The 17,029-nt window shown below is 68.7% G+C and carries 18 protein-coding genes; 9 read left to right on the top strand and 9 right to left on the bottom strand.

Features of this window, described 5'->3' with window-relative positions; genetic code table 11:
* The first annotated feature begins 195 nt into the window (after positions 1 to 195).
* From ASD76_RS08965 to ASD76_RS08950, 4 genes are all read left to right on the top strand, one after another.
* Positions 196 to 780 carry an RNA polymerase sigma factor gene (locus ASD76_RS08965; RefSeq protein WP_055921408.1) on the top strand — a complete coding sequence of 195 codons (585 nt, stop codon included), beginning with the start codon at positions 196 to 198 and terminating at the stop codon, positions 778 to 780.
* Positions 780 to 1,766, top strand: coding sequence for a FecR family protein (locus ASD76_RS08960; protein ID WP_082553702.1), 987 nt, complete (start codon positions 780 to 782; stop codon positions 1,764 to 1,766). Before ASD76_RS08965 ends, ASD76_RS08960 begins: the two co-directional genes overlap by 1 nt.
* Before the next feature lie 342 nt (positions 1,767 to 2,108).
* Positions 2,109 to 4,715, top strand: coding sequence for a TonB-dependent receptor (locus ASD76_RS08955; RefSeq protein WP_055921402.1), 2,607 nt, complete (start codon positions 2,109 to 2,111; stop codon positions 4,713 to 4,715).
* Positions 4,712 to 6,793 carry an Atxe2 family lasso peptide isopeptidase gene (locus ASD76_RS08950; protein ID WP_055921399.1) on the top strand — a complete coding sequence of 694 codons (2,082 nt, stop codon included), beginning with the start codon at positions 4,712 to 4,714 and terminating at the stop codon, positions 6,791 to 6,793. Before ASD76_RS08955 ends, ASD76_RS08950 begins: the two co-directional genes overlap by 4 nt.
* Here ASD76_RS08950 and ASD76_RS08945 read toward each other — a convergent pair.
* From ASD76_RS08945 to ASD76_RS08920, 8 genes are all read right to left on the bottom strand, one after another.
* Complete coding sequence (locus tag ASD76_RS08945; RefSeq protein ID WP_055921396.1) at positions 6,733 to 8,436, bottom strand: asparagine synthase C-terminal domain-containing protein; 1,704 nt, start codon at positions 8,434 to 8,436, stop codon at positions 6,733 to 6,735. The genes ASD76_RS08950 and ASD76_RS08945 overlap by 61 nt on opposite strands.
* Positions 8,436 to 9,104, bottom strand: coding sequence for a lasso peptide biosynthesis B2 protein (locus ASD76_RS08940; RefSeq protein ID WP_055921393.1), 669 nt, complete (start codon positions 9,102 to 9,104; stop codon positions 8,436 to 8,438). The genes ASD76_RS08945 and ASD76_RS08940 overlap by 1 nt, the downstream gene beginning before the upstream one ends.
* 56 nt (positions 9,105 to 9,160) lie before the next feature.
* Positions 9,161 to 9,289, bottom strand: a complete 129-nt coding sequence (locus ASD76_RS18225) for a benenodin family lasso peptide (RefSeq protein WP_156457611.1) — start codon at positions 9,287 to 9,289, stop codon at positions 9,161 to 9,163.
* A 512-nt stretch (positions 9,290 to 9,801) separates the two neighbouring features.
* The gene (locus tag ASD76_RS18745) at positions 9,802 to 9,930 is read right to left on the bottom strand and encodes a hypothetical protein (RefSeq protein WP_268760318.1); all 129 of its coding nucleotides are present in this window, start codon (positions 9,928 to 9,930) and stop codon (positions 9,802 to 9,804) included.
* Between the two features lie 150 nt (positions 9,931 to 10,080).
* On the bottom strand, positions 10,081 to 10,695 hold the full coding sequence (locus tag ASD76_RS08935) for a GntR family transcriptional regulator (RefSeq protein WP_055921386.1): 615 nt from the start codon (positions 10,693 to 10,695) through the stop codon (positions 10,081 to 10,083).
* Between the two features lie 30 nt (positions 10,696 to 10,725).
* A complete protein-coding gene (locus ASD76_RS08930; protein ID WP_055921383.1) occupies positions 10,726 to 11,607 on the bottom strand; it encodes a phytanoyl-CoA dioxygenase family protein in 882 nt (293 codons plus the stop codon).
* Between the two features lie 25 nt (positions 11,608 to 11,632).
* Complete coding sequence (locus tag ASD76_RS08925; RefSeq protein ID WP_055921381.1) at positions 11,633 to 12,250, bottom strand: acyl-homoserine-lactone synthase; 618 nt, start codon at positions 12,248 to 12,250, stop codon at positions 11,633 to 11,635.
* A gap of 78 nt (positions 12,251 to 12,328) precedes the next feature.
* A complete protein-coding gene (locus ASD76_RS08920; RefSeq protein ID WP_055921378.1) occupies positions 12,329 to 13,072 on the bottom strand; it encodes a LuxR family transcriptional regulator in 744 nt (247 codons plus the stop codon).
* Positions 13,073 to 13,357: 285 nt separating this feature from the next.
* Here ASD76_RS08920 and ASD76_RS08915 point away from each other — a divergent pair, with 285 nt between their 5' ends.
* Positions 13,358 to 14,116 (top strand): helix-turn-helix transcriptional regulator, encoded by a 759-nt coding sequence (locus ASD76_RS08915; protein ID WP_055921374.1) that lies wholly within the window; start codon positions 13,358 to 13,360, stop codon positions 14,114 to 14,116.
* A gap of 114 nt (positions 14,117 to 14,230) precedes the next feature.
* Entirely contained in the window at positions 14,231 to 15,025 is a 795-nt protein-coding gene (locus tag ASD76_RS08910; protein ID WP_055921371.1) for a DNA -binding domain-containing protein, read from the top strand.
* A 6-nt stretch (positions 15,026 to 15,031) separates the two neighbouring features.
* On the opposite strand, the gene ASD76_RS08905 is transcribed toward ASD76_RS08910, so the two are convergent.
* A complete protein-coding gene (locus ASD76_RS08905) occupies positions 15,032 to 15,244 on the bottom strand; it encodes a hypothetical protein (RefSeq protein ID WP_055921368.1) in 213 nt (70 codons plus the stop codon).
* Between the two features lie 181 nt (positions 15,245 to 15,425).
* On the opposite strand from ASD76_RS08905, the gene ASD76_RS08900 reads away from it, so the two are divergent.
* The 3 genes from ASD76_RS08900 to ASD76_RS08890 all read left to right on the top strand — a co-directional run bounded on the left by ASD76_RS08900 (position 15,426) and on the right by ASD76_RS08890 (position 16,898).
* On the top strand, positions 15,426 to 15,713 hold the full coding sequence (locus ASD76_RS08900; protein ID WP_235506591.1) for a helix-turn-helix domain-containing protein: 288 nt from the start codon (positions 15,426 to 15,428) through the stop codon (positions 15,711 to 15,713).
* Between the two features lie 82 nt (positions 15,714 to 15,795).
* Positions 15,796 to 16,269 carry a S26 family signal peptidase gene (locus ASD76_RS08895; RefSeq protein WP_162249653.1) on the top strand — a complete coding sequence of 158 codons (474 nt, stop codon included), beginning with the start codon at positions 15,796 to 15,798 and terminating at the stop codon, positions 16,267 to 16,269.
* Positions 16,270 to 16,301: 32 nt separating this feature from the next.
* On the top strand, positions 16,302 to 16,898 hold the full coding sequence (locus tag ASD76_RS08890; protein ID WP_082553781.1) for a lytic transglycosylase domain-containing protein: 597 nt from the start codon (positions 16,302 to 16,304) through the stop codon (positions 16,896 to 16,898).
* The last annotated feature ends 131 nt before the right edge of the window (positions 16,899 to 17,029 follow it).

Genomic DNA, 17,029 nt, shown 5'->3' with positions numbered 1-17,029 from the left:
CGGATCTCGGCCGGGTGGCCGTCGCGCATGTCCAGACCGCTACGCGGTTAAAGGCGGCGGCGCATGTCCAAGCATGTTCTCAACACCCGGCTTTGCCGGAGCGTCTCTGTCACCTGGAGAGGCGCCCATGAGAGGTCGGCCCACTGATGTGAACCCTGATCCGCGGCGGCTTCGCCGACGGCGGCTGATCGCGGCATGAGCGTGGATCACGGTCCCCACGCCCTCGACGAGCCCGACGAGTTCGCGGTCGATTTCCGGCGTGACGACGAGATCGTGCCCTCTCCGGCACTCGAAGCGCTCTATCGGGAGCAGTCGCCGCGGCTGCTGCGTTCGCTCACCCGCAGGACCTCAAACCGAGAAGAAGCGCGCGATCTCGTGCAGGAGGTCTTTTATCGCGTGGCGCGCCTGGGGACTGGCGGCTTGCAGCTCATCGACCGGCCGCAGGCCTACCTCAGCCGTATGGCCGCAAACTTGCTGCGGGACCGGGCGAAACAAGCCTGGCGACGCAATTCAGATAGCCATGTGGCGGCTGACGAGGTTACGCTTGTCGGCGTCGATCAGGAGCGCCTGCTCGAAACGCGCGATATGCTCGCACGGGTCGAGGCCGCCGTCATGAAGTTGCGCCCGAAGACGCGGGAGATTTTCTTGGCTCACCGGATCGAGGGTCTTAGCTATGCCGAGATTGCGCTGCGCACGGGGCTGTCGGTCAAGGGGGTCGAGAAGCAGATGAGCAAGGCAATTTGCGCCATCGATCGACTGATCGCTCGGGATCGCGCCTGATGGTCTGGCCTTTCATTAGCCGTCGCGAGAGGGTGCGGCGGCAGGCATCCGGCTGGCTGGCGAAGTTGAACGGCCCGCATGATGAACGCGATTGGGCTGCGTTTGCGGCCTGGTACCACGCTAGCCCGGATCACGCCGCAAGCTTCGATCGTCTTTCGGCGCTGTTTGAGACTGCCGCGGAAATGCGACCTTCGCGCGTGAGCGAACCTGAGTGGAGGGAGCCTCGTCGCATCCCGGCCTATGCCTTTGTCGCCGCGGCCGCGATCGCAGGCGGGGTCATCGTGGCCTTCGCGGTCCTGAGCGCCCGGCCGGTCTCACCGCGAGCGGACCCCTCAACCCAGCTCGCCGTCTTTTCCGCGGCCCTGGACGCGAGCTCGCTGGTTCATCTCGCCGATGGGTCAGACGTGGAGCTGGCGCCTGGCTCAAGGCTCAACGTGGACATCGACAGCAACGAACGCCGCTTGCGGCTCGAGCGCGGCGAGGGACGGTTTGTGGTGAAGCACGAGGGCCGGCCCTTCATTGTCACAGCCGAACAGGCCACCATTGTTGCGCGCGGGACCGAGTTTCGGGTCCGGCTCGGTGCCGAGGGCACGCTGGTGTCTCTGATCGAGGGCCGGATCGACGTTTCCTACGCTACCTCACGGCAAGATTCGGGCCGGCGGATGGCTCAACTGACAGCTGGTCAGCACCTCATGGTGCCAACAGCGCCGCCCGAGGACGGTCCGACGTCCGTTGCAACGGGCCGGACAACGATGATCGAGTTCAACGACACGAGGCTTGACGAGGCCGTTGAGCAAATCAACCGCAATGCGACCCCTGGTGTCCGGCTGGCTGACCCTGAACTGGCCAGGCTGCGGGTGACCGGGGCTTTCGAGGCCGGCGATGCCAGGGCCTTCGCCCGGAGCGTCGCTGCCGCGCTGAGCCTGCACCTCGTTGAGGAACCGGACGGAAGCCTCGGGCTGCAGAGGGAAGGGGCAGCCCAATAGGCGGGTAAGCGTGCGCCGCGCGCAGGCGAATTTGTCGCGGCGTCCCTGGCACGCAAAGATTGGCGCGTTCCACGAAATAGCGGAAGAGGGTTCGTCTGAACTAGCGAGGCCCCCAAACTTGCTGGTGCTGGACCAGCAATGGCGACGTAAAGCTGGCCACCTTCGACCTCCTGGAGGCGATGCCAAGGGTCGATACGCTCTGTGTCGTATCCATTCCCGACCGCGCGATGCCCTGCGCGAGACCAGGCCAGACACCGGTCTCGAAGAAATTTGGGGGGTAGATCGCGCCCCTGACGTCAAGGCCCCTGAGGAAAGCCCACGCGGCGTCGAGAAGGGGGAAACATGCAACGCAACTTTTGGGGGTCGCTGCTCACGGCCGGGGCCGGGGCCGCGATTGTAATCGCCGGGCCAGCCTGTGCTCGCGAAGACGAGCAATTTGTATTCGAGATACCTGCGCAGGATCTGTCGGCGTCTCTGCGCGCGATCTCGCTGCAAAGCGGTCAGAGCATTGTCGCATCCGGGGATCTCGTCAGGAGCCGCCAGGCACCGGCTGTCTCCGGCACGTTCACCGCAGAAGACGCCGTGCGCGCGCTGCTCATGGGAAGTGGTCTGGAGGTCAGGCGCGTCGGCGACGCCCTGGTTGTCGTCAGCGCGGGAGGAGGCGAAAGACCGGCCCCCGCGGAGCTCGCCGGCGGGGTCACCCAAGCAGAGGGCGGCACGATTGTCGTGACCGGTAGCCATTTGCGCGGCGCGCCGGCGAGCTCACCTGTCATCGTCATCGGGCGCGAGGATATCGACCAGACCGGGGCGACCTCTGTCGAGCAGCTCATGCGCAAGCTGCCGCAGAACTCGCAGGGCGGCGTGAACCAGGAGAATTTCGGGGTCACGCTGCCCGACCAGGACGTCACCGACCACGGAGCAGGGGTCAACCTGCGGGGGCTCGGCCAGCGCGCGACGCTGGTACTGCTCGATGGCAGGCGACTGGCACCGAGCGGCTACGGCGCTTACGTCGACATCTCGCTGATCCCCGTCAGCCTGATCGAGCGTGTCGAGGTTCTCACCGACGGTGCCTCGGCCATCTACGGGTCCGATGCCGTGGGCGGCGTGGTCAATTTCATCCTGCGCGATCAGCTCGACGGTCTCGAGACGACCATGCAGGCCGGTGCCACGACGCGCGGGGGCGGCGAGCAGGTGCTGTTGTCGCAGGCGGGAGGCGCCGACTGGGGCAGGGGCCACGGCCTGCTCGCCTACGAGTTCCGGGGCGAGAACGAGATCCGCGCGGGCGAGCGCGAGTTCACCATCGGTCTGCGGCCCGATACCTTTCTCACCCCGCGTGAACGGCGCCACAGCGTGCTTGCGAGCCTCGAGCAGGCCGTGGCGGATAGCCTGACTTTCAATGCCATCGGCACCTACGCCCATCGCACGACCGAGCGCACCTACTTCGATTCAACCACACCGCTCCCTGTCGGCGCCCACGCCGTGGCCGATTCCGTGACGGTTACAGGAGAGCTGACCTACCTTTTCGGCAACGATTGGCGCGCGCGGCTTGAAGGCACTTACGCGCTGTCCGACACCGACCAGCAGCAGACCCAGCCCGGCGGTATCGAGCTCGCCAATGCGCGCGATGTCCGTAACGAGGTCGTGGGAGGCGCGCTAAAGATCGACGGCGCGCTGTTCGAGCTGCCCGGCGGCGCGGTCCGCGTGGCGCTTGGCGGCGAGCTCCGTCAGGAAAGCTATCGCGACGGTTTTGAGTCTTCGGCCTTCGCGAGGAGCGAAAAGCGCGTGAGCCGCGACGTCTCATCCTTGTTTGGCGAGCTGTCGATTCCGCTCGTCTCGAGCGTGAACCGCATGCCGGGCATGGAGCGGCTTGAGCTGTCTCTGGCCGGCCGGTTTGACGCCTATTCGGGGACAGGCTCCGCGTTCGACCCCAAGCTTGGCGCGCTGTGGTCGCCGGTCGAGGGCCTCGACTTGCGCGCCTCCTACGGCACGTCGTTCCGCGCGCCGCTGCTCGCCGAGGTCGGCGGCGTCTACGACGTGTTCTATGCGCCGGCCTACCTTGCCTACCAGGATCCTGCGTTGGCCCCGCCCGGGTCGATCATCGCCGTGCTTCAAGGCAGCGATCCGGACATCGGTCCCGAGACATCGCGCACCTGGTCGGCCGGCGCCGAGATCGCCCCGGCCTTTGCCCCGGGGCTGTCGCTGTCGCTGAATTACTATTCGGTCCGGTTCACGGACCGCATTGCCTTGCCGATACGATCCATTGCGGTCGTCGGCGACCCGGCGTTCGACCCCATCGTAGATCACAGTCCCGATCTGCGCGAACTTACCGCGATCATCGAGGGTGCTCGTCAGACCTTCGATGTGACCGGGCCGGGTTTTTCTGATGGCGGCGCCACGCCGGCCGATGTCGACGTCATGCTCGACACCCGCGTCAGCAACACCGCCGAAACCACGACGAACGGTATCGATGCTATCCTTCGCTACGCGTTCGAGGCGGGCACCAACCGCCTCGTCCTCGATGCGAACGTCACTCACGTCCTGTCGTTCGACAATCGGCTGACCGCTGCCAGTCCCGTGTCACAATCGCTCGACCGCCCCTTCGGGCCGCTGTCCTGGCGCGCGCGGGGCGGGATCAGCTGGAGTCGAGGGCCGTGGGCCGGGAGCCTCGCCCTGAATTACGCCGCCGGTTACGATGACGATCGGCGTCCGCTCCTCGTCGCGGTCGGCTCCTGGACGACGGTGGACCTCAACCTGTCCTATGAGTTTGAGCAGACCGCCTCTGCCGGGCTGAGGGGCCTGCGCCTGACGCTCTACGCCGAGAACCTGTTCGACGCCGCGCCCCCGCCGCTCCTGCCCGAACCGGGCCACACGAGCGGGATCGGCTACGACCCGGTCAATGCGAGCGGGCGCGGCCGGTTCGTGTCGCTGCAGGCGCGGAAGAGCTGGTGACCGGGCGGCGGATCAGACGCGACGCGCTAGGCGCAGTCCTGATTACCGCTCTGGCGCTCGCCAGCCCGCCGGCGAGCGCCGGGCCGAGCGTCCCGGAGCTCGTCGAGGTGAGCGATGTAACCGGTCTCTCGGCTTCGCCGAGCGGTCGAATGGTGGCGTTCCGGGTCGAGCGCCCCTCGCTCGATCGCAACACTTATATCCTGGAATGGTATGTCGGCGATCTCGAGAGCGGGGCGACACGGCGCATCGCCGACGGGGGCGCCCCGATCGAAGGTGGTGGGGAACCGCTCGCGGTCGAGGCACCGGTGTGGTCGCCTGACGAGCGCTTTGTCTTCTTCCGCGCGCTGGTCGACGGCGCGATCGGCGTCTGGCGCACGGCCGTTGACGGATCGGGCAGCTGGCCGGTCGGGGTCACCGACGCGGACGTTGAACGTCTGGTCCCAGGCGAGGACGGGTCTTCGCTGACCTACAGCCTCGGACCTTCGCGCGCGGAAGTCGAACGTGCCGAGTGGAGCGAATACGACGAAGGCATCCTTGTCGATGGAAGCGTCGACCTCAACCAGAACCTATATCGCGGGGGCTGGGTCGACGGGCGCCTTGCGAGCCAGCGGCTGACCGGGCAGTGGTACAGCCGCGCGGGGCTGTTGTGGCGGTCGCCACGGCAGCGCTATCGCCTCGACCTTCAATCCCTGGCGGTGGCCGAACTTGGTCCCGAAACGCCTGCCGTCGTGGGGCCACTCACGCCAGAGGCGCTTGGGGCGGCCCTTGTCCTTCAAGAGCCCGGTCGGCCTACGGTGCGGGTGCGGCGTCAGGCGGGTCGGTCGACCATCGAGGTCCAGCAGGGCGGGGAGATGACCACCTGCAAGGCGGCGGCCTGCTCTGCGCGGCGCGTGGTCTCCCTGGCGTGGCGGCCCGGAACAGACGAGCTCGTTTTTACCACACAGGACGACCTTTATCGCCAGTCGCTTCACCTGTGGAATCCGGCGCGCGGTACGGTGGGAACCCTCGTGCGCGGCGAGGGCCTGATCGCCGGGTCGCGCGAGCCGGCGCGGCCCTGCGCGCTGACTCCCCGGTCCGCGGTCTGCGTGACCGCGAGCGCAGTGGCGCCTTCGCGCCTTGAGGCTATCGATTTGTCGACCGGCGCGCGGACCGTGCTGTTCGATCCCAACGCGACCTTGCGGGGTCGCACGATGCCGCGCGTCGAACAGCTTTCCTGGACACTCCCCGACGGGCGTGAGGCCAGCGGAACGGTGCTGCTGCCGCCGGGCGCTTTGGCCGTGCCCGCGCCGCTGTTCGTCACCTACTACGCTTGCCCGGGCTATCTGCGCGGGGGTGTCGGCGACGAGTACCCGCTGGCCCCGCTGGCCGATGCCGGGTTCGTTGTGGCTTGCCTCAACATGGTGAGCGACGAGAGTGTCGACATGGTCGCAAGCTATCGGGCGGGCCTCGCGAGCGTCGAGGCGCTCGTCGATGATCTGACAAAGCGCGGATGGGCCGATCCTTCGCGGATCGGTATGGGCGGGTTCAGCCACGGCAGCGAGGTGACGATGTGGGTGGCCATGAATACGCCGCTGCTCGCCGCCGCCGCAGTGGCCTCGCCGCAGTTCACGCCGTCGGCCTACTGGAGCAATGCCTTGCCGGGGCGGGATTTTACGGGCGTGCTGCGCGGCTTCTTTGGCCTCGCCAGCCCAGACGAGGCGCCCGAGCGCTGGCGCGTTGTCTCGCCGGCGCTGAATGTCGACACGATCAAGGCGCCGCTGCTCATGCAGATGCCCGAGAACGAGGCGCGCGCGCAGGCCGAAATCTACGCGCGGCTGGCCCTGACCTCGACGCCGGTCGAGCTCTACGCCTTTCCGGACGAGAACCACGTCAAGTTCCAGCCGCGCCACCGGCTTGCGGTTTACCGGCGCAATCTCGACTGGTTCCGCTTCTGGCTGCAGGGCATCGCCGACCCCGATCCCGTCAAGGCCGATCAGTACCACCGATGGCAGGCCATGCGGCTGAAGCGCGACGCGGATCAGCGGTCGAACGAGCGCAGCCAGGTCTCGGCGGATGCGAGGTCGATCAGCCGAATGTAGCGCGCATCCTCGGGCTGGCCGTCGCGACGCAGGTAGGTCCGGATCGCGTCGCGGTCGAGCAACCCGGTCGCAGCGAGCTTGCCTTCGAGCAGCAGGCTTTCGAGTTCTGCGCGGCGCGCCATGTAGCCGGTCGTGAACAGGCTCACGAGGCTTCCCTTCGAGCGGCGAGCGAGGATCGAGTCCGGCAGCAGCCCGCGAAACGCTTCGCGCGCGACGGCGCGGTCCCGGCCTTCGCGGATCCACAACCACGCGGGCACCCGCAGGCAGGCTTCGAGGATGGGCTGGGCAAGAAGCGGATGCAGCGAAGCGCTAGCGCCTGGCGTGGGATCTGTGAGGAAGTGAAAAATCCCGGCGATCGACTGGACGTGTTCGAGCGTGCCGCGATCGGCCGCGGCGATGTCGCGCAGCCAGGGATGGTCTGCGCAGGTCGGAAGGGCAGCCGCCTTCGCGAGGAACGCGTCCTCACGCTCCCAGGCCACACGGGTTCGACGAGAGCGGCGGGCGGCCGCGCGCGCCGCGGCCCAGACGGTGGTCCCGTGCAGCCGGGCAAGATCCTCCAAGGCAGCTAGCCCGGCGCGAGGGCCCTCACGGCAGAGCGCGTCGAGTGCGGGTGAGCTCGTTGCGAGCGCGGCAAACACGTTGTCGCCGCCAGCGCCGTCGAGCGCAAGCTCGCCGCCGGTGAGCGCCAGATGGTTGGCCATGCCCCGATGGACTATCCGCAACAGCGCGTTGGGCAGCGGGCGCAGCGCAAGCGGTGGGACCTCGGCGAAGTCGGGCAAGGCGCGCTCTTCGAGCAGCTCGGCAAGCTCGATCCCGCAGTGCTGCGCGACGTCGCGGGCGTATCGGCGTTCGTCGCCATCAGGGGTCACCGTAGCGAAAGTGACCGCTCGAAAGGGCCGGCCTGCGTGGGCCAGTGCCGCAGCGACAATCGAGGAGTCGAGACCGCCTGACAGCTGGAGGACGGTTGTGGTGCTGTTGCCGAGCAGGCGCGGGACGGCGTGGAGGACGGTCTCGCGCAACATGTCGGCCGCGTCCTCAAACCGGCGGATTGACCGATCGGGCGCAGCGTAGGTCCAGGGGGTCCAGCAGGGCGTCATGCGTTCGTCGTTGCCGATCCGGATATGCGCCGAGCCCGGCACGATCTCGCAGATGCCGCGAATGCCGGTAAGGCCCGTGCGCAGGGCGGGAAAGCTCAGCCAGTGCTGCAGGAACGCTGGGTCGGGTTCGAGCGGGCCGGCCGCGGCCAGCAGCTCGGCGTCCGAAGCGTAGATATCGAGGGGCTCGCAGCGGCGATGATAAGCCGTCACCCCGCCTGACGGGTCGCGCAGCACCGCATGGTGCCCGTCTCCGCGGCTCGCAAGCAGCACGTAGGCGCCCCAGTAACGTTCGACGAATTGCGTCTCGCTTGGCACGGGGGCCCTGAGCCGTTCGAGCCGCTGGCCGCTGGCGCGATCGAACAGGACGCCGATAGCAAGGGCCGAGCCGTCCGGCGCGCAGAGGCTGGGCGTTCCCGGAACTGTCCAGATTGCGAGCTCCGGACCGCGGAGGGCGGGCTCGAGCGCTAGTCCGCAGGCTGCGAGCGTTGCCGAGAACCGCTCGAGGGCTTCGCCGCGTCCGGCCGCCGCAAGGTAGCGCAGCTGCATCAGACGGCAAGGACCGGGACGAAAGTGCGCGCGGTGTCTGCGGCGTCAGTCAGCACCACGCGATCGGTCTGCAGCCAGCAATGCGCGCCGAAGGGATCGAGCCGCGTCCCGAACACGAGCGTGGCGGGCGTGGCTCCGTCCCCCAACCAGTCGAGCAGCGCGAGCGAATCGAGCAGGCAGCTGCGCGCCACCGGGATGAGCGCGCGCACCGCGTGGAACCGGCGTGCCGCATCTTCCACCTGCGCTGCGTCGGCGGGCCCGCTTGCGGCAAAGCGGCTCTCGCGAATGTCTTCGACAATAGCCATCAGCGGCACTCTCGCAAGGCGCCCGCGGGCGCGCCGCAGGCATGACCACACCCTTGGGACCGTGCGCCAGTCCGCCCGGATCGGGGTCTCGTCGAGCAGGCTTGCCGCTGGGACCTCGATTTCGACCGGGGCGACGCGGCCCTTGAGCGAGTGTTGCTGGAACAGCCCGGTCGCGAGCAGGCGCTCGCGGGCGGGCTCGTCGGCGGGTAGGGGAAAAGGCTCGGGCGCCGTTCGCAAGGCATCGAAATCGGCCTGGAGCACCGGGTCGAGCGCAAGATAGCGATCGCCCTTGAGATCCAGAAACACCGCTTGCCCGGCTATGAGGCCGTAGCTGACATGGCGCTTGAGGTGGAGGTAGGTCATGCTGGGCGCAGGATCGCGGCAGGCGCGGGAACCCGCAGGTCCCCGCGCGCCGTCGCTCAGTCGACGAGCGGGCCGACCCTCAGGTAGCCGTTCGACTCCGGAGTGGCGAGGATCTGCTGTCCGCGCGTCTCGGTGCTGGCGGTGCCGAGCTCGACCAGCCCGCTGTCGGTGTGTTCGCGTTCCATATCGTTTCTCCTGATGCTGCGGGGTGCAGCACCGGCAGACTAGGAAGGCGGGGCGAGGGTACGAAGCTTATACAGGGCGAATAGTCCGATTGTTTGCGCAGCGCTCAAACGGGCCTTTTTTGGTCTGCGGGCCCCGCGAAGACCGCCTCGGCGCGCGTCGCTGCAGGGCAGCTGATGGACGGGGCGGGCGACAGCGCCGGGTTGCTCGGGCGTGTCCGGGAAGAGCGTCGCGGGCCGACCCTCGGACAGCGGCAGGTGACAAAGGGTGAGAAGGGCAGGTGACAAAGGGTGAGAAGGGCAGGCGACTGGGGATCAGAGGGGCAGGCGACTGGGGATCAGAGGGGCAGGTGACTGGGGGAGAGTAGCAGGGGACTGGGGGGAGAGTAGCAGGAAAGGGGCGGCGAGGTGACGCTATGGGTCCCGGCGTGACCCCGCGCGAGCGACAAGCGCATCCCGGTTCGGACGCGCGGGGCCGTGCCGGTCCCCGCGCGTCCGGGGTTTGCGTCCGGGGCTCAGTCGACGAGCAGCGACTTGACCTTGAAGCCCATGGACTCCGGCTCCGGGGCGATCGGCAGGCCGCGGGTCTCGAGGCTGGCCGTCCCGAGCTCGACGAGGCCGGTCTCCTTGCGCTCATGTTTCATGTCACATCTCCTTGTCGCTGCGGGAATGCAGCGCACGAGAGGCTAGGACCGGTAGAGGAGGGCACGAAGCTTATACGGGGCGTACAGGGCGAATGTACGTCGCTACCCGGGGGCGACGCCAGGCTGAGGGCGGACGAGGACCCGGGGTGCCTAGCGAGGGGCAACGAGCGCGGCGACCAACTCGCCGACCAGGCGCTCGCGGCGACGATGATAGGCCGCGAGCGTTCGGCGCAACCCTGGCAGGGTATCGGAGGCGAGCAGAGCCGCGATCGGCTCGAGCTCGGCCAGGGGATCGGCCATGAGGGCGAGCTCGACCTGCCTGACCGCTCGCAGGCGGTCGTTGAGCGTGGCAATCGTCGCTCCGTGCTCGGGGTTGCCCGAACGCGCGGCGACCTTGAGGAAGAGGTGCTCGGTCGTTTCGATCGCGCCTGCGGCGCCTGCGGGCTCGCTGTCCTCTCCCCGTCCGGTCGGTTCGGGGCCGCTTCGCCCGCGGGCGGCGAGGTCGAGCAAACCCGCGTTCCAGCGGTAGAGATGCCGCAGGCCGACCTCGGTCATGAGCGGCATTCTGAAGCCCTCGCCGCGGGGCGTTTCCACGAGGCCTTCGCCGGCGAGGCGATGCAGAGCATCGCGCACGGGCGTGATGCTGGCATTAAGGTCGCGTGAGAGCGCGGCGGGCTCGAGGTGCTGGCCCGCCGCATAGCGCCCGCTTCCGAGCTCCTCCTTGAGCGCGTGGTAGACACGCTCGAACGTCACCCCCGCGCTCATGGCCGGCGGGGCACGCGATGGAGGCGTCGGTCAAGTGTCACGCTGCTGCTGGCCGGCGACATAGTCCGCGACGAGGTCGGCCTGGTCGGGACGCAAGGCGTCGATGGCGCCGAGGCGCTGCGGCGGCTTGTCCCTGAGCAGGACCGAGGGGCACTGGCCCTCGTAGTTGCCAAGATTGGGGCGGTGCTGGCGGTAGCCGACGAGCGCGGCGAGCTCGGGCGGGAAGTCGCGCGCGACCTCGGGCGGATAGGCGAGCCACTGGTTCTCATACGGCTTGAGCCAGCCGAGGCAGTAGCTCACGATGCAGCCGCGGCGGACCTCGTGCGTGCGGTTTCCACCGGCTCCGTGGAGCGTGGACCCGAGGAACATGAGCGCCGATCCAGGCTCCAGCTCGACCGGTGTCCCGGGCATGGCGGGCGCTTGGCGATCGAGGGCCTCGCGGCCATGACTGCCCGGCCACAGCACCGTCGCCCCGTTATCGGCGGTATAGGGCGTGAAGGGCCACATCACGTTTACGAGGTACTCGATCTCGCCAAGCGCGCCTCGCCACATGTCCTGGTCGCGATGCGGCAACTGGGGCAGGGCGCCTGGATGGAGCGCGATCGCTTGCGTCAGATTGAGCTGGACCGTGTCGCACCACGGCGAAAGGACGTGTTCCACGACGCGAGTGATCAGCGGATGCGTCACGAGCGTGCGGGAATGGTCTGAACGCGCGAGCAAGCGTCCGAACCTCTTGGTCCGGCTGCCGTAGAACCCGCCTTCGCAAAACGGGGTGAGCGCGAAATCTTCCGCAAGGTCGGCATCGAGCGCGCGCACGGGGGCGGTCGCAAGGTCTGGGATCACGCAGTAGCCCTGTGCGAGAAGCTGGTCGGCGCGCTCGCGCGCGGTCCGCTCGGTTAAGTGAAGGGTCACGGGGGCAGTCTCCTCTTTGCAGGGTTCAGGCCGCTTCGCGGACGGTGTCGGCTTCGCTGGCCTGGGTGTAGATGCCGTTGCGCGCGAGGAGCGCCGGGGTCTGCGCGGAAATCTCGATCCTGAGCGCGCCGAGCGTCTGGCCATCGTGAAGGGCGGGAAGGCCGAGCGGTCGGCACCGCCAGCCAAAGGCGAGGATCTGCTGCAGCCAGCCGAACTCGGCGACCCCGGTGTAGACCAGGATGCCGCGCGCCAGCGCGTGGTCGACGAGCGCGCTCACGAGGACATTGCGCACCGCGAGCCGGCGCTCGGCCGAAAGCCGCCGGTCGAGGCAGAAGCGGGTGATCTCTCGAACGTCGGCTCCGCGGGGTACGGCGACGGCGCACAGGTCAGGAAAGAGCGTATCGAGAATGTGCGGCCGCGTGGTCTCGAGCAGGCGCGCGGAGGCAAGGTGCTCCCCGCTCTCGCCCCGCACCACGAGGTAGACCGCGTGCTCATCATCGAACTGGTCGAGCTCGAACCGGCCCTCGAGCACCGGCACGTCCCACTTGAGCAAGTCGACAAAGACCCGCTTGCGCGCCTCGAACATGCCGCGCAGCGTCTCGTCGGCAAGGGGATGGGGCAGGCGTTCGGCTATCTGGAGCATCTCGATCTTCTCCCGTTGATCCGGCCTCTATCGCCGGTCGGGGGAGGAGCCCGCGAGTCCCAGAACTGGGGGGTTGCCCTAGCGCTTGAGCACGTCGGTGAAGGTGATCGTGCCGTCGAACAGCGCGTGGACCGCGAGCATCGTTCGCTTGCTCACGCCATAACGTTCGCGCGCGCGCTTGAGATATTGAGTCACGGTTTCGGGGCTGAGCCCGAGGATGCGCGCGATTTCCCAGTCCGACTTGCCCTGGGCCGCCCAGACCACGCAGTCTCGCTGACGATCGGTCAGCGTCGGCCGATGGGCGAGCCCCGAATAGCGCATCTGCCAGACCCGCCGGGCCGCTTCGAACGCGAAAACGCCAACGAGCTGCGCGAGCGGCAGGTGACGCTCGCTGAGCGCATCGCCCGCGGCCGTCGCAAACGAGCACGAGCCGTTCGCCTCGCCCGGAACATGGGCCGGGATCGTGAACCCGTCGCCGATCCCGCGCCGCTCGGCGAGCGCGAGGACCTCGCAATCGCGCGCCGTGAGCTTGATCAGGCTGGAGAGCTGCGACCAGGCGAAGCCGGCGCTGGTCAGCTGGCTCGCCCGATGCACCGGATCGGACAGGCCCAGCCTGTTGTCATCGAAGTAGCCGATCCAGTCGTCCGGATAGTTGGCGAGGCGAATGGCCGGGCGCGGTGCCAACCGGATATCAACGTGATGCGTGAGGGCGAAATAGGAAAACCCCATCTCGCGGCTGATATCGAGCAGCAGATCGGCAAGCTCGGCTTCGGTTTTCACCTCGGCCAGGTCGCGCACGAACGCGTCTATCCTGTCAAACATGGCCCCCTGCGGGGAGACGGGGCGATCCCAAGTGCGCCTCGTCCGTCCCCCCGCCTTTCTTGAGGTCCGTCGGCCGGGTCTCACGCGGCCGTTCGGACAATCTTGAAAGGCATGCCCCACGACGAAGAACCTGTCCCAGGCTGTAACGCCGCCGTGTAACACTATGGTCATATTCAACCAAAGTGCGGATTATAATCAAATTATTTATTCGTGACCGGTGAAGGATCATGCGCCCACACGGATTTGCTTATTGTCGGCGTCTTATTGCCTCAACGGGCCCCTAGCGTGCTGCAGGGGGGGCTCATCGACGAGTTTGACGCGGGCGTCCGCCGCTGCGCATCCCTCCCTGAACTTTCGGGCCTGCTCCTCGATGCGACCCGGGCTCTGGGCTTCGACCACTTTGCGCTGCTGCACCACGCCGGTCTTTCGGGCGGCGGGGCGGGGCTCATCCGGCTCGACAGCTATCCGCTGGGTTGGGCCGCGGAGATCATGGCCGGCGGGCTTGCGGCCGATGATCCGGTTCATCTTGCGAGCGGGCGAACCAACATCGGTTTCCGCTGGGAGCAGCTCGGAAGCCTGGTCCCGATGACAACGCGCCATCGCGAAATCCTCGAGCTCAGTGCCCGCCACGGGATCGGCGCGGGCTTCACGGTACCCGCCAATGTGCCCGGCGAACCGGCGGGCTCGTGCTCGTTCGCGGTGCGGCGGGGGCGGGCGTTGCCCGAGCGCCATCTGCTGTGCGCCGAGCTCATGGGCGCCCATGCCTTCGGCGCGGCGCGGCGCCTCCACGGGCTTCCGGCAGCACAGGGTCGGCCGCGCCTCAGCCGGCGCGAGCAGGAGTGCCTGCGCCTCGTCGCGGCGGGCAAGAGCGACTGGGAGATCGGCCGCATTCTCGGCATCGCCGAGGCCACCGCCCGGCAATACGTGAAGCGCGCCCGCGCCGCCTATGACGTCGCGACGCGCACGCAGCTCGTGGTCCACGGCCTGCGCGACGCCTGGATCGGTTTCGGCGAGGCCATTCCCCCGAACGGGGGAATGGGTTAGTCCCGCCCCGCCTGCTCTCGTCTCCGCGCGCTGCCGGAGGCCCGAGCGATGGATCATGAAGGTCTGCATTCCTCGGACACCGGTCCGCGCCGATAGGGCGGCGGCTGCGCGCCGATGCGGCCCGGGCCGCCTTTCCCGCCCGACTGGCGCGATCCTGCGGGCTACGCGGCGCTGCTTGGAGCGGGGGCGGACAGTTTCGCCTGGGAATGGCTGCGGCGCGACCTTGCCTACCGTGACGCTGCGCGCGCGGCTGGTCGCCCGGCACCCCGCGGCGAGAGCGGCGATGGGCTGAGAGTCATCGCCGGCGATCCTGAGGCCGCGCGCTGGGGCCTGCATGCTTTCGAAAATCCCGACCTGCCGGCCTCCGCGGCGCGGCCGATCTGGCGGAGCGAGGTGTTCCCTCGCACTCTGGTGGTAACCGCGTGGAAGCAGGGCGCAGCCGAAGACCGCTTCGATATTAGACGGTTCGCGACCCTGGCTGTGCTCGTGCGAAGCGAGGGCGGCGAACATCTCCTGCTCGGCGATGGCCGGACCAGTCTGCGTCTCGACATCGCGGCAGGCTCGCTCCTGGAAGGACCCGTGCGTCTTGCCTACGAGCTCGGCGGCCTTGCCGGGATCGAGGGGCCGCTTGCGACACTGAGCGGTCTCGTGCGGCTGTGCCGTTCGGGCCGCCTCGGGCAACCGGCCGTGCGCAGCCGCAACCGCAGGCGGGTCCTCCTGTTGAGGGCGTTCGATGCGCTGGAAGCCGGCGCCCGGCAGCGCGAAATTGCGCAAGTCCTGCTCAGCGCCGAGGCGGCGCGGGCGCGCTGGCGAACCGAGGTGCCGAGCCTGCGTCTGCAGTCGCAGCGCCTCGTCGGTGGGGCACGGGCCATGGCCCGGGGCGGTTATCTCTCGTTGCTGCGCGGCTGAAAGCGATCAGGACCGGGCGATGACGAGCTTGGTCTCGCCGCACAGGCTGCAAGGCCCCTTGGCGCGCAGGAAGCCGCCGCTGCCCGCGAGCTCTCGGGTCTTGTGGTTGGCGTGCTGGCGCACCGAGAGGCCGAGGCGCTCGGCAATGCAGTCGTCACACACTGCCTCGGGGGCGAGCCGGCCGACGAAGGCGCGCACCTGGTCAAGCACAGTGGTCATCGTGTTTGTCCTGTCATGGGGTGACCGCTCTTAGACTTCGCACGGGCCGCTGCAAGCCGCCCCGACAGCGGCTCGTTTTTGAGGGCAGGCCAATTCGAGCCTCTGCCGGGCGCTCGGCGCGCGGCATTCAAGCGGTTCGCGACGGCACCGCTCGTCGAATTTGAGGAAAGCGAAGAGACCCATGGAAGACGATGTCGCCCGCGCCGCGCGGGCCAAGAAGGGGTGCCCGTTTCTGTCGACCGAACAGGCGGCGTTCTATCTCGGGCTCAGCGCCCGAAAACTGCAGGCGATGCGCGCCGACGGCAGCGGGCCGACGTTCCGCCGGCACAGCCGATACGTCAGATATCATATCGAGGATCTCGACATCTGGTCGAAGGGCTCGGCCGCGCAAGGCGCGCGCGGCGCGTCAGCCTGCATGCGGGACGCTGGCTGTGCGTCAGCCCGAGCGCAGGACGCCGGCCATGCCTGAGCCGGCCGTCCCCGTCGCGTCGCACCTGTGGGCCGCGCCAGGGCCTCGCGGTCGCCAGGGACCGGTGGTCCTCTGCTCGGCCTTGTCGCTGGCGGCACTGCTTGTGCCGCTCGTGGGGCGGCCGGACCCCTGGCTTGTCTGGAACGCCAGCGCGAGCAGTCCCATGGGGCTTTACCGGATCACCGCCGCCCGCGGTTTGCGTCGCGGCGACATGGCGCTCGCCTGGCCGCCACTCGCCGCCCGGGCGCTTGGCGCCGAGCGGCACTACCTGCCGCGCAACGTGCCGCTGGTGAAGCACGTCGCGGCGGCGGCCGGCGATACCGTGTGCGCGCGCGGCGATACGGTCCGCGTCAACGGGCGCCCGGTGGCGACCCGGCAGCGGACGGATCCCGCGGGGCGCCCGATGCCCAGGTCGTGGCACGGGTGCGAACGGCTACGCCGCGGCGATCTGCTGCTCGTCTCGCCGGGCGAGCCGCTCGCGTTCGACGGCCGCTATTTCGGGATCACCCGGGACGACGCGGTCCTCGGCCGCGCGACACGGCTGTGGCCGCGCTGAAATCGCTCCTGCTCGCCGTGCCGCTCGCGGTCATGGCGATCCCGGCGACGGCCGCGGCCGATCCGGTCGATCGCTGGACGACGCACGTTGCCGAGGCCTCGAAGCGGTTCGGCGTGCCGGCCGAGTGGATCCGGCGGGTCATGCGCGCCGAGAGCGGCGGGCGAACCACCTTGGCGGACGCGCCGATTGTCAGCCGCGCGGGCGCGATGGGGCTGATGCAGCTGATGCCCGGCACCTGGCGCGATATGCGCGTGCGGTTTGCTCTCGGACGCGACCCGCACGATCCGCGCGACAACATCCTCGCCGGCACGGCCTACTTGCGTCTGATGTACGACCGGTTCGGTTATCCGGGGCTGTTCGCCGCCTATAACGCAGGACCAGTGCGCTATGCGCGGCACCTTGCGACAGGGAGTCCGTTGCCGGCCGAGACCGTCGCCTATCTGGCGGCCGTCACCGGCGGGCCGGTGACGTCTGCGGCCCTGCGGCCCCGTCCCCTTGCGCCCGCGGCGGCCCCGCTGTTTGCCGTTCCGGTTCGGGCGGGCATGCCGGCGGCGGTTCCTGGCGAGGGAACACCGGACCTACTCCCTGGCGGCCTGTTCGCGCTCGAGCGGCAGGGTGCGACGCGTTGAAGGGACCGGAAAGGCGAGGCGGCCCCGGCGGAGTGGAGGAGCTGGCGATGCCGTGAAGGAGTAAGGCGGACCTCGCGCGCGGGGGGCGCGGTACGTTCGCAGCGCGCGGCCCGCGGGCCCGGACCGCGGCG

The organism is Altererythrobacter sp. Root672 (assembly GCF_001427865.1).
Taxonomy (GTDB): Bacteria; Pseudomonadota; Alphaproteobacteria; order Sphingomonadales; family Sphingomonadaceae; genus Croceibacterium_A.
This window is presented reverse-complemented; position numbering and strand designations above follow the sequence as displayed.

Excerpts from the sequence above, each read along its gene's own strand:
- ASD76_RS08965 (WP_055921408.1), top strand. The coding sequence starts at position 196 with ATGAGCGTGGATCACGGTCCCCACGCCCTCGACGAGCCCGACGAGTTC.
- ASD76_RS08960 (WP_082553702.1), top strand. The coding sequence starts at position 780 with ATGGTCTGGCCTTTCATTAGCCGTCGCGAGAGGGTGCGGCGGCAGGCA.
- ASD76_RS08955 (WP_055921402.1), top strand. The coding sequence starts at position 2,109 with ATGCAACGCAACTTTTGGGGGTCGCTGCTCACGGCCGGGGCCGGGGCC.
- ASD76_RS08945 (WP_055921396.1), bottom strand. The coding sequence starts at position 8,436 with ATGCAGCTGCGCTACCTTGCGGCGGCCGGACGCGGCGAAGCCCTCGAG.
- ASD76_RS08940 (WP_055921393.1), bottom strand. The coding sequence starts at position 9,104 with ATGACCTACCTCCACCTCAAGCGCCATGTCAGCTACGGCCTCATAGCC.
- ASD76_RS18225 (WP_156457611.1), bottom strand. The coding sequence starts at position 9,289 with ATGGAACGCGAACACACCGACAGCGGGCTGGTCGAGCTCGGCACCGCC.
- ASD76_RS18745 (WP_268760318.1), bottom strand. The coding sequence starts at position 9,930 with ATGAAACATGAGCGCAAGGAGACCGGCCTCGTCGAGCTCGGGACGGCC.
- ASD76_RS08935 (WP_055921386.1), bottom strand. The coding sequence starts at position 10,695 with ATGAGCGCGGGGGTGACGTTCGAGCGTGTCTACCACGCGCTCAAGGAG.
- ASD76_RS08925 (WP_055921381.1), bottom strand. The coding sequence starts at position 12,250 with ATGCTCCAGATAGCCGAACGCCTGCCCCATCCCCTTGCCGACGAGACG.
- ASD76_RS08920 (WP_055921378.1), bottom strand. The coding sequence starts at position 13,072 with ATGTTTGACAGGATAGACGCGTTCGTGCGCGACCTGGCCGAGGTGAAA.
- ASD76_RS08910 (WP_055921371.1), top strand. The coding sequence starts at position 14,231 with ATGCGGCCCGGGCCGCCTTTCCCGCCCGACTGGCGCGATCCTGCGGGC.
- ASD76_RS08905 (WP_055921368.1), bottom strand. The coding sequence starts at position 15,244 with ATGACCACTGTGCTTGACCAGGTGCGCGCCTTCGTCGGCCGGCTCGCC.
- ASD76_RS08900 (WP_235506591.1), top strand. The coding sequence starts at position 15,426 with ATGGAAGACGATGTCGCCCGCGCCGCGCGGGCCAAGAAGGGGTGCCCG.
- ASD76_RS08890 (WP_082553781.1), top strand. The coding sequence starts at position 16,302 with ATGGCGATCCCGGCGACGGCCGCGGCCGATCCGGTCGATCGCTGGACG.